The organism is Enterobacter sp. A8 (genome assembly GCF_004296595.1).
In the GTDB taxonomy this organism is placed as follows: Bacteria; Pseudomonadota; Gammaproteobacteria; order Enterobacterales; family Enterobacteriaceae; genus Enterobacter; species Enterobacter cloacae.
On sequence record NZ_SCMF01000004.1, the window covers coordinates 488,052 to 498,507 of the forward strand.

At 53.5% G+C, this 10,456-nt stretch carries 13 protein-coding genes; 5 read left to right on the forward strand and 8 right to left on the reverse strand.

Annotation, left to right across the window (positions count from 1 at the left end; translation table 11 throughout):
• Positions 1 to 22: 22 nt before the first annotated feature.
• Positions 23 to 1,309, forward strand: coding sequence for a tRNA lysidine(34) synthetase TilS (gene tilS / locus EQV24_RS17920; protein ID WP_048971830.1), 1,287 nt, complete (start codon positions 23 to 25; stop codon positions 1,307 to 1,309).
• 28 nt (positions 1,310 to 1,337) lie between these two features.
• Here tilS and rof read toward each other — a convergent pair whose 3' ends face one another.
• The gene (gene rof / locus EQV24_RS17925) at positions 1,338 to 1,598 is read right to left on the reverse strand and encodes a Rho-binding antiterminator (protein ID WP_014830722.1); all 261 of its coding nucleotides are present in this window, start codon (positions 1,596 to 1,598) and stop codon (positions 1,338 to 1,340) included.
• Positions 1,585 to 1,785, reverse strand: coding sequence for a YaeP family protein (locus EQV24_RS17930; RefSeq protein ID WP_008501889.1), 201 nt, complete (start codon positions 1,783 to 1,785; stop codon positions 1,585 to 1,587). The genes rof and EQV24_RS17930 overlap by 14 nt, the downstream gene beginning before the upstream one ends.
• A 196-nt stretch (positions 1,786 to 1,981) precedes the next feature.
• Here EQV24_RS17930 and EQV24_RS17935 point away from each other — a divergent pair, with 196 nt between their 5' ends.
• From EQV24_RS17935 to nlpE, 3 genes are read left to right on the forward strand one after another with little or no spacing between them, the layout of a single operon-like run.
• The gene (locus tag EQV24_RS17935; protein ID WP_013095672.1) at positions 1,982 to 2,527 is read left to right on the forward strand and encodes a YaeQ family protein; all 546 of its coding nucleotides are present in this window, start codon (positions 1,982 to 1,984) and stop codon (positions 2,525 to 2,527) included.
• The gene (gene arfB / locus EQV24_RS17940; RefSeq protein ID WP_020688557.1) at positions 2,524 to 2,946 is read left to right on the forward strand and encodes an alternative ribosome rescue aminoacyl-tRNA hydrolase ArfB; all 423 of its coding nucleotides are present in this window, start codon (positions 2,524 to 2,526) and stop codon (positions 2,944 to 2,946) included. Before EQV24_RS17935 ends, arfB begins: the two co-directional genes overlap by 4 nt.
• 33 nt (positions 2,947 to 2,979) lie before the next feature.
• On the forward strand, positions 2,980 to 3,678 hold the full coding sequence (gene nlpE / locus EQV24_RS17945; RefSeq protein WP_058679218.1) for an envelope stress response activation lipoprotein NlpE: 699 nt from the start codon (positions 2,980 to 2,982) through the stop codon (positions 3,676 to 3,678).
• Positions 3,679 to 3,726: 48 nt separating this feature from the next.
• Here nlpE and proS read toward each other — a convergent pair whose 3' ends face one another.
• The 6 genes from proS to metN all read right to left on the reverse strand — a co-directional run bounded on the left by proS (position 3,727) and on the right by metN (position 9,307).
• On the reverse strand, positions 3,727 to 5,445 hold the full coding sequence (gene proS, locus EQV24_RS17950; protein ID WP_058650403.1) for a proline--tRNA ligase: 1,719 nt from the start codon (positions 5,443 to 5,445) through the stop codon (positions 3,727 to 3,729).
• A 112-nt stretch (positions 5,446 to 5,557) separates the two neighbouring features.
• The gene (gene tsaA / locus EQV24_RS17955) at positions 5,558 to 6,265 is read right to left on the reverse strand and encodes a tRNA (N6-threonylcarbamoyladenosine(37)-N6)-methyltransferase TrmO (RefSeq protein WP_020688560.1); all 708 of its coding nucleotides are present in this window, start codon (positions 6,263 to 6,265) and stop codon (positions 5,558 to 5,560) included.
• Positions 6,262 to 6,666 (reverse strand): Rcs stress response system protein RcsF, encoded by a 405-nt coding sequence (gene rcsF, locus EQV24_RS17960; RefSeq protein WP_014830728.1) that lies wholly within the window; start codon positions 6,664 to 6,666, stop codon positions 6,262 to 6,264. Before rcsF ends, tsaA begins: the two co-directional genes overlap by 4 nt.
• Positions 6,667 to 6,772: 106 nt before the next feature.
• Complete coding sequence (gene metQ, locus EQV24_RS17965) at positions 6,773 to 7,588, reverse strand: methionine ABC transporter substrate-binding lipoprotein MetQ (RefSeq protein ID WP_013095678.1); 816 nt, start codon at positions 7,586 to 7,588, stop codon at positions 6,773 to 6,775.
• A gap of 41 nt (positions 7,589 to 7,629) precedes the next feature.
• Positions 7,630 to 8,283, reverse strand: a complete 654-nt coding sequence (locus tag EQV24_RS17970; RefSeq protein ID WP_003856130.1) for a methionine ABC transporter permease MetI — start codon at positions 8,281 to 8,283, stop codon at positions 7,630 to 7,632.
• Complete coding sequence (metN, locus tag EQV24_RS17975; RefSeq protein ID WP_023621751.1) at positions 8,276 to 9,307, reverse strand: methionine ABC transporter ATP-binding protein MetN; 1,032 nt, start codon at positions 9,305 to 9,307, stop codon at positions 8,276 to 8,278. Before metN ends, EQV24_RS17970 begins: the two co-directional genes overlap by 8 nt.
• A gap of 188 nt (positions 9,308 to 9,495) precedes the next feature.
• On the opposite strand from metN, the gene gmhB reads away from it, so the two are divergent.
• Positions 9,496 to 10,062, forward strand: coding sequence for a D-glycero-beta-D-manno-heptose 1,7-bisphosphate 7-phosphatase (gene gmhB / locus EQV24_RS17980; protein WP_020688563.1), 567 nt, complete (start codon positions 9,496 to 9,498; stop codon positions 10,060 to 10,062).
• Positions 10,063 to 10,456 lie beyond the last annotated feature (394 nt).

The window sequence follows — 10,456 nt, forward strand, 5'->3', positions numbered from 1 at the left end:
CATTTTTTATGTGTAATTCTCTATGACCCTACCCGCTATTGCGCAAGCCGTTTCACCGTACCGCCAGCTGCTGGTGGGATTTAGCGGTGGCCTGGATTCCACGGTGTTGCTCCATCGCCTCAAACTCTGGCGCGATCAACAGCCTGACGTTCAGCTCCGGGCGATGCATATCCATCATGGGCTGAGTCCTCATGCCGACGCCTGGGTTGCGCACTGTGAAGCGGTGTGCTCGGCCTGGGCGATCCCGCTTGAGATTAAACGGGTGGTGCTCAGAGATGAAGGGCTCGGTATTGAAGCGCACGCGCGTAAAGCGCGCTATGCCGCATTTACCGCGGCATTACAGCCCGGCGAAGCGCTGGTCACGGCACAGCACCTTGACGACCAGTGCGAAACCTTCTTGCTGGCGTTAAAACGGGGAAGTGGCCCGGCGGGGCTCTCCGCCATGCCTGAACGCTCTGATTTTGCCGGGACGCAATTATTGCGTCCGCTGCTTGGCGAGTCGCGCGCATCGCTGGAAGCCTGGGCGCAGCAATATCAGCTGAGCTGGATTGAAGATGAGAGCAATCAGGACGATGGCTACGATCGTAATTTCCTGCGTCTGCGTGTTTTGCCGTTACTGACCGCACGCTGGCCGCACTTTGCAGACGCAACAGCACGAAGCGCCCTGCTGTGTGCCGAACAGGAGAGCCTGCTGGATGAACTGCTGAGTGAAGAACTGGCTGAACTGATTTCGGTAAACGGGGCGTTGGCGATCGCACCGCTGGAGGCGATGAGTCCGGTTCGTCGGGCCGCGCTGCTGCGCCGTTGGCTGGCCTCTCACCGTGCAACGATGCCATCGCGTGCCATGCTGGGACGTATCTGGGACGAAGTCGCCCAGGCGCGGGAGGATGCAACGCCGTGCGTGCACCTGAACGGTTTTGACGTCAGGCGCTATAAAGGCCAGCTGTGGTGGGTGAAATCGACCCCCTCGCTTGCAGATGTGGTGCTCGGCTGGCCATCGCCTGCGAAACCGCTGCTGTTGCCCTGGGATATGGGAAGCTTGTCTCTGGAGACGCCAGGCCATGTGCGTTTACCGAAAGCCGAAGAACCGGTCACCGTGCGCTTTAAGGCCAGCGGTATGCTGCACATTGTCGGACGTAACGGTGGAAGGAAGCTCAAAAAAATCTGGCAGGAGTGCAATGTGCCGCCCTGGTTGCGCGATACCACGCCGTTACTTTTTTACGGTGAAACACTGATTGCGGCGGCAGGGGTATTCATTACAGAAGAGGGCTGGGCAGAATCGGGCGTGAGTCTGGAGTGGAAAACGTAACGGGCAGCCAGGCTGCCCGTTAGTGTCATCAGGATTCGCTCACCACGACGGTGCCGATTTGCGGGTGGCTGAAGCTGGCAATTTTGTCCAGGCGTAGCTCACGCGTCGCACCGGCGTCTTCCACTATCAGATATTCCACATTCTTACGTGAAACCAGGTCGCTGGCTTTCGCCTTCAACACTTCGCCATCTTTTAACTCCAGCGTCAGTATTAAATGATGCTGGCAGGCGAGTTCGAGGTTGTCATAGTCATCACAATTGATGGGTTGATAAGTATCATTCATCGACATAATCGCTCACCAGTAAATTCGCCGCAGCATACGCTGCTTTTTCCCTGACCGATTCTGAAAGGCTCTCATCAGAGGCCACTTCATTAAGCACTTTCAATACACAGCCCAACGCATCCGGGACATATCCCAGATCTCCGCTGGCGATTTCCGCATACCGTTTGCGAATTAGCTCACAATAATTATTCACATCCCCTCCCGCCAGCGCACTGACTTACTGTGAGATATCATTAAGCCTACGAAGATAAACTCGGTTTAGCAAGGTGACTATACCATACTCATTTAAGCAATATCAGAGCCTTGATGGCGCCGTATTCATCACGGCGTAACAGCCTTTTGCTGCTGTTTTCGCTACAATGTGCGCCTGATTCGAAAGGAGTTATCCCATGGCGCTGAAAGCGACAATTTATAAAGCGGTGGTCAATGTGGCTGACCTTGACCGCAACCAGTTTCTGGATGCGTCACTGACGCTGGCGCGTCACCCCTCTGAAACCCAGGAGCGCATGATGCTGCGCCTGCTGGCGTGGATTAAATATGCCGACGAGCGTCTGCAGTTTACCCGTGGCTTAAGCGCAGAAGACGAGCCGGAAGCCTGGCTGCGTAACGATCATCTGGGTATCGATTTATGGATTGAACTTGGTCTGCCGGATGAGCGCCGCCTCAAAAAGGCGTGTACCCAGTCTGCGGAAGTGGCGCTATTCGCGTACAACCAACGCGCTGCGGAAATCTGGTGGCAGCAAAACAAGAGCAAGAGCGGTCAGTTTAAAAACCTTACGGTCTGGTATCTGGATGATGAACAACTGGCGCAGCTGAGCGAATTTGCCAGCCGGACGATGACTCTGCAGGCGACGATCCAGGACGGTGCAATCTGGCTTTCTGACTCTCAGAATAATCTGGAAATTCATCTGGCGGCGTGGCAGCCTGCTTCATGATCGTGTTGTCCCGAAACGTCAGCATCCCGGACAATGAGCTGGAGATCACCGCCATCCGTGCGCAGGGGGCGGGGGGACAGCACGTTAACAAGGCTTCAACCGCTATCCATTTGCGCTTTGACATTCGGGCCTCAAGCCTGCCAGAGTATTATAAGGAAAGTCTGCTCGCTGCCAGCCATCATCTGATCACCAGTGACGGTGTCATTGTGATCAAGGCGCAGGAGTACCGTAGCCAGGAGTTAAACCGGGAAGCGGCAATTGCCAGACTGGTGGCGGTGATAAAAGAATTAACTGCAGTGCAAAAAAGCCGTCGGGCAACGCGGCCAACCCGCGCATCGAAAGAGCGTCGGTTGTCGTCAAAGGCTCAGAAATCCACAGTGAAAGCACTACGCGGTAAAGTTCGTCGCCCTTTGGATTGACGAAAAGGAACACTATTTCATAAGGAATTCATTGTGAAAAAAGCATTATGGTCAGCGTTGGCAGTGAGTACGCTCTTTGCGCTTTTCGGATGTAACAACCGTTCGGAAACGCAGGTCCTGCAGCCCACGCAGAATGAAGAGTTAAAGCCAATGCAGCAGAGCTGGCGCGGCGTACTGCCTTGTGCCGACTGTGAAGGCATTGAGACGTCGCTGTTCCTGCAAAAAGACGGTACGTGGGTCATGAATCAGCGGTATCAGGGCGCGAAAGAACCCTCCTCTTTTGCGACTTACGGGACATGGGCACGCACGGCCGAGAAGCTGGTGTTGACCGATACGAGCGGCGATAAAACGTATTTCCGCGCCAAAGGCGAGGGGATGGAGATGCTCGACCGTGAAGGCAACCCGATTGAATCCCAGTTCAACTACACGCTGGCTCCGGTGAAAGCGGCGCTGCCGGCTACGCCGATGCCGATGCGGGGCATGTATTTCTATATGGCTGATGCGGCCATCTTTACAGATTGCGCAACGGGTAAGAAAGTAAGCGTGGCGAACAATGCCCAGCTGGAACGGGATTATGCGGTCGCACGCGGAAATGACAGTAAGCCGGTATTATTGACGGTCGACGGTCACTTTACGCTGGAGCCAAACCCGGATAGCGGCGAGTTGGTGAAAACCCTTGTGGCAGATAAAGACGCGAAGTTCGCGGCAGGCAAAGACTGTAACAGTAAATAACGCTGGCTTTGCGCCATGAAAAAACCCCGCCTGAGCGGGGTTTTTTATTTAACCTTTGATGGCTTTTACCAGGTAATCAAGGATATCACCGGTCTTGATCATCTGTTTTTCGCCGCTACGACGGTATTTATATTCAATCTCGTCGCTGTCGAGGTTACGGTCACCGATAACGATGGTATGAGGAATACCAATCAGTTCCATATCAGCAAACATCACGCCCGGACGTTCTTTACGGTCGTCCATCAGCACCTCGATACCCTGCGCGCGCAGCTCTGCGTACAGTTTCTCAGCCAGCTCCTGCACACGGTAAGACTTGTGCATGTTCATTGGCAGGATCGCCACCTGGAACGGCGCGATGTTATCCGGCCAGACAATGCCACGCTCGTCGTAGTTCTGCTCAATCGCCGCAGCCACCACGCGCGTGACCCCGATACCGTAGCAACCCATGGTCAGGATCTGGTTACGGCCATCTTCACCCTGAACGGCAGCGTTCAGCGCACGGGAATATTTATCGCCCAGCTGGAAGATATGCCCCACTTCGATGCCGCGTTTAATCATCAGGGTGCCCTGGCCATCCGGGCTTGGATCGCCTGCAACAACGTTGCGAATATCCGCCACTTCTGGCGTTGCCACATCGCGATCCCAGTTGATGCCAAAGTAGTGTTTACCATCAATGTTAGCGCCTGCAGCGAAGTCGCTCATCGCCGCAACCGTGCGGTCAATCACAACAGGCACAGGCATATTCACCGGACCCAGAGAGCCTGGGCCTGCGTTTACGACGGCGCGGATTTCTGCTTCCGTTGCGAAGGTCAGTGGGCTGGCAACCTGTGGCAGCTTCTCAGCTTTCACTTCGTTCAGCTCGTGATCACCACGTACCAGCAGGGCAACCAGCGGATATGCACTGCCTTCAGTGGATTTCACCAGCAGCGTTTTAACGGTTTTTTCGATCGGCAGCGCAAACTGCTCAACCAGCTCGGCAATGGTTTTGGCATTTGGCGTGTCAACCAGCGCCATTTCCTGGGTTGCCGCGCCGCGTGGTTCTTTTGGTGCCAGTGCTTCAGCAAATTCAATGTTTGCCGCGTAGTCAGAGGAGTCAGAGAAGATCACATCGTCTTCACCGCTCTGCGCCAGAACCTGGAACTCATGGGACGCGCTACCACCGATAGAGCCGGTATCGGCCTGCACAGCACGGAAATCCAGACCCATGCGGGAGAAGATTTTGCTGTAAGCCTCGTACATTTTGTCGTAGGTCTCTTGCAGAGATTCCTGAGAAGTATGGAAAGAGTAAGCATCTTTCATCAGGAATTCGCGAGAACGCATAACGCCGAAACGTGGGCGAACTTCGTCACGGAACTTGGTCTGGATCTGGAAGAAGTTCAGCGGCAGCTGTTTGTAAGAGCTTAGCTCATTGCGAATCAGATCGGTGATCACTTCTTCATGCGTCGGGCCGAGGACGAACGGACGCTCGCCACGGTCAACGAAGCGCAGCAGTTCAGGGCCATATTGCTCCCAACGGCCGCTCTCCTGCCACAGGTCAGCGGGCTGAACCACGGGCATGGACACCTCGATAGCACCGGCGTTATTCATCTCTTCACGCACGATGTTTTCGACTTTTTTCAGGACGCGCACGCCGGTCGGCAGCCAGGTGTACAACCCGGAGGCCAGCTTGCGGATCATCCCGGCGCGCAGCATCAGCTGATGGCTGATGACTTCGGCGTCGGCAGGTGTCTCCTTCAGTGTGGAGAGCAGATATTGGCTAGTACGCATGTTGTTACGGTTCCATTTCGACAATTGGAACAGGCTGAAACGCCAGCCTGACACAAAAAAAGTGGTTTAGTTTACCAGTGTGGCAAAGATGCCAAAAGAGAGGAGAAGAAAATTACCTGGGTTCCAGGGCAAACACTTCAAAACCGGTCTCTGTCACGCGCCAGCGGACATTAAAATCCAGCAGCCAGACGGCGTAGGTTTTCCCGGCTTCCTCTTCTTTACGGTAGGCTGGACGCGGATCCTGCGCCAGAACGTCTACGATAAAGTCCCGCAAACGGGGATAGCGCTTTTCCAGTTGGCCAATTTGCGTAAGCAGTTCTGGCGTAAAGTGAACAGGCATATCCGCCTGCGGTGCTTGCTGGGCGTAGCTGGCCCGGGCATCTGGCAACGCTTCGGCAAAAGGCAGATAGGGTTTAATGTCGATAACCGGGGTGCCATCAACCAGGTCAAGGCTGCCTAACTCCAGTATCACCTGATCTTTCTGACAGCGTATTCCTTTCAGTTCAACCAGCGACATGCCGATCGGGTTTGGACGAAAGGTTGAGCGAGTCGCGAATACCCCCATCCGGGCATTTCCGCCCAGACGAGGAGGGCGCACCGTAGGACGCCAGCCACCGTCCATCGTCTGGTGAAACACAAAAACAACCCATAAATGGCTGAACGCCTCAAGCCCGCGCACCGCATCGGCCTGATTATAGGGCGCAATCAAGTGAAGTTCACCGCTGCCGCTGGTGACCAGACCCGGCTGGCGTGGCACGGCAAACTTCTCTTTGTAAGGAGAGCGGATAACGCCTATCTGTTCGAAATGAAAGGCACTCATTTCGCCGAAATGGTCAGCGCCGAACCAATACACACCGCCTGACGATAGCAGCCGGGTGTCCCGCTGGTGACTTCACAGCTGTGCAACAGTACCGCGTTAGCTTTCATTTTGGCCGCGTTGATCTGCATACGTTTACGGGCTGTCGGAATGTTGGGTGGGGAGTCCTGATTGGTAGCCTGACAGGATTCACCGCTCACCTCACCGAGCTCACGGAAAGGCTTGCCCACAAGTTCGTCGGCTTTGGTAATGATACGTACCGGCGCAGGGCGAGGCGCTTTAGGTTTAACGGGCTCTGCTTTTGGCGGGGTTGCAGTGCTTTGAACGGGTTCAACTGGAGATCTGCTTAGCATAGAACAGCCGCTCAGCATCAGTGCTAAAAGACAGATCGGTAAAGCACGCATAATAATTCCTCAGTGGATAATCAAAACGTCAGATATTGAATCAGTTGACTGCACAAATGACAAGACGGGCAGAAGCCCGTCTTGATGATATTACACTGAGGTCAGATTACCAGCCTTTAACCGCGCCGCCGTTAAACACTTTGTTGGCTTCCTGGTAAACTTCTTCAGACTGATAAGCCTGAACGAATTTCTTCACGTTTTCCGCGTCTTTGTTGTCTTCACGGGTCACGATCAGGTTAACGTACGGGGAATCTTTGTCTTCAACAAAGATGCCGTCTTTTGCCGGGGTCAGGCCAATCTGGCTGGCGTAGGTAGTGTTGATAACAGCCAGGGCGATCTGCGCATCGTCCAGAGAGCGTGGCAGCTGTGGCGCTTCCAGCTCAACAATTTTCAGATTTTTCGGGTTCTCGGTCACGTCGAGAACGGTCGGCAGCAGGCCAACGCCGTCTTTCAGTTTAATCAGGCCCACTTTCTGCAGCAGCAGCAGGGAGCGGCCCAGGTTAGTTGGATCGTTTGGCACAGCAACCTGAGAGCCTGGCTGCAGTTCGTCCAGCGATTTAATCTTCTTGGAGTAGCCCGCGATTGGGTAAACGAAGGTGTTACCCACCGCAACCAGTTTGTAGCCGCGATCCTTAATCTGCTGATCCAGGTACGGTTTGTGCTGGAAGGCGTTGGCGTCAATATCGCCTTTGCTCAGCGCTTCGTTCGGCAGAACGTAATCGTTGAAGGTCACCAGCTCAACATCAAGGCCATACTTCTCTTTTGCCACTTTCTGAGCGGTTTCAGCAACCTGCTGTTCTGCACCCACGATAACGCCCACTTTAATGTGGTTGGGATCTTTTTCGTCCTGACCACAACCCACCAGTGCCAGAGAGCCGATCAGCGCGCCTGCTGCAGCAAAGGTCTTTAATTTAAACGCCATGTTTTTATCCTTAACTCGTCGAGTTTGTGTTGTGTGTAACGTTATTTGTGCGTAACAGCCCGGACGATGCGATCGCCAGAGAACTGGATGAGATAAACCAGTACAACCAGCAATACCAGAACGGTATTCATTACGGTAGCGTTATAACCAATATAGCCGTACTGGTAACCAATCTGGCCTAAACCGCCAGCGCCAACGGCACCGCCCATCGCGGAATAACCGACCAGGGTGATAAGCGTAATGGTTGCCGCATTCACCAGGCCTGGCAGTGCTTCCGGCAGCAGAACCTTGCGCACGATCTGCATCGGCGTGGCGCCCATTGCGCGGGAAGCTTCGATCAACCCGGTTGGAATTTCAAGCAGGGCGTTTTCCACCATACGCGCGATAAACGGCGCGGCGCCAACCGTCAGGGGAACAATGGCCGCCTGCAGACCAATAGAGGTGCCGACAATCACGCGGGTGAATGGAATCATCCATACCAGCAGAATAATAAACGGGATAGAACGGAAGATGTTCACCAGCGCAGAGAGCGTACGGTACAACTTCGCGTTCTCAATGATTTGACCCGGACGCGTCACGTACAGCAGTACGCCGACCGGCAGGCCAATCACAAAACCAAAGAAACCGGATACAAAGGTCATTGCCAGCGTTTCCCAAACGCCGCGAACCAGCAGCCACATCATCGGCTCAGACATAACCCAGTACCTCTATTTTTACGTGATGTTCTTGCAGCCAGGCAATTGCCGCCTGGGTTTCTTCTTGTGTGCCGTGCATTTCCGTCAGCATGATGCCGAACTTCACGCCACCGGCGTAATCCATCTGCGCGCTGATGATGTTGTTGTTCACATTGAAGCGGCGCGCGGTTTCGGAAAGCAGCGGGGCATCAACGGACTGACCGGTGAACTCCATTCGCAGCATCGGGACGCTGTCCGTCGTGGGTTCGGTTTTCAAACGCTCCAGATAATCTTCCGGAATATCCAGATGCAGTGTGGACTGAATAAATTGCTGCGCCAGCGGGGTCTTAGGATGTGAAAACACTTCACTTACCGTGTCCTGCTCAATCAGTTCACCGTTGCTGATCACGGCAACACAGTCACAGATGCGTTTTACGACATCCATCTCGTGCGTAATAAGGAGGATCGTCAGGCCGAGACGACGGTTAATGTCTTTCAGCAGTTCCAGAATAGAACGGGTGGTGGCCGGGTCTAATGCGCTGGTGGCTTCATCGCACAGCAGCACTTTGGGATTGCTTGCCAGCGCACGGGCAATGGCTACACGCTGTTTTTGTCCGCCAGACAGATTAGCCGGGTAGCTATCATGTTTATCACCCAGACCCACGAGATCCAGCAGCTCGGTTACGCGACGCTTAACCTCATCTTTAGGCGTGTTGTCGAGCTCCAGCGGTAAGGCGACGTTGCCGAACACCGTGCGTGACGCCAGCAGGTTAAAGTGCTGGAAGATCATGCCAATCTGGCGACGCGCTTTGGTCAGTTCTTTTTCTGAGAGCGCGGTCAGTTCTTGTCCGCCAACTTCTACGCTGCCCTGGGTTGGGCGCTCAAGCAGGTTAACACAACGGATCAGTGTACTTTTACCTGCACCCGATGCGCCAATGACGCCATAAATCTGACCAGCAGGAACATGCAGGCTGACATTGTTCAGCGCCTGAATGGTTCGGTTCCCCTGCTGGAACACTTTGGTGATATTGGAAAGTTTAATCATTAGATTATTTTTATCGTATGTAAGTTAGCCGTGGCATTTTCGTCTGCCAGATACGGGTGATGCCCGTAAACAAAACGGATGTTAAGGCATCCAGACGTCTAAATCAATCCAACTCTGTGCGATGAGCACTTTATTGCGCTGCGATTCATGAGATACTAGCTGAACACGCCTTTTTCAGGAGCAAACCGGTGGCAAAATCAGTACCCGCAATTTTTCTCGATCGTGATGGCACTATTAATGTGGATCACGGTTATGTTCACGAGATTGATGAGTTCGAATTTATCGAAGGCGTTATCGATGCCATGCGCCAGCTAAAAGAGATGGGCTATGCGCTGGTGGTTGTCACCAACCAGTCTGGTATCGCGCGTGGCAAATTTACCGAAGCGCAATTCGAAACGCTGACGGAATGGATGGACTGGTCTCTTGCCGACCGCGGTGTTGATCTTGATGGCATCTATTATTGTCCTCATCACCCGCAGGGAACGGTAGAAGAGTATCGCCAGACCTGTGATTGCCGTAAGCCGCACCCGGGGATGTTTATCTCGGCGCAGGAATTTCTGCATATTGATATGGCCGCTTCTTATATGGTGGGCGATAAAATGGAAGATATGCAGGCGGCAACCGCGGCGGGTGTGGGTACCAAAGTATTAGTTCGCACCGGCAAACCCGTGACGCCAGAAGCAGAGACTGCAGCGGATTGGGTGATTAATAGCCTTGCCGAGCTGCCTGAAGCGATCAAAAAGCACCAAAAATAGGCTTTTTGGTGAAAAGATGAGCGGTTGAAATAAAAATGCATATTTCCGCTTGTCATTCCCCGGAGGCCCCCTATAATGCGCCTCCATCGACACGGCGGATGTGAATCACTTCACAAACAACCCGGTAGGTTGAAGAGAAAAAATCCTGAAAATCAGGGTTGACTCTGAAAGAGGAAAGCGTAATATACGCCACCTCGCGACAGAGCGCTGAAGCGCGTCGCAACTGCTCTTTAACAATTTATCAGACAATCTGTGTGGGCACTCAAAGTGACATGGATTCTTAATGTCTTCGGACAAAAAATGAATACCAAGTCTCAAGAGTGAACACGTAATTCATTACGAAGTTTAATTCATTGAGCATCAAACTTTTAAATTGAAGAGTTTGATCATGGCT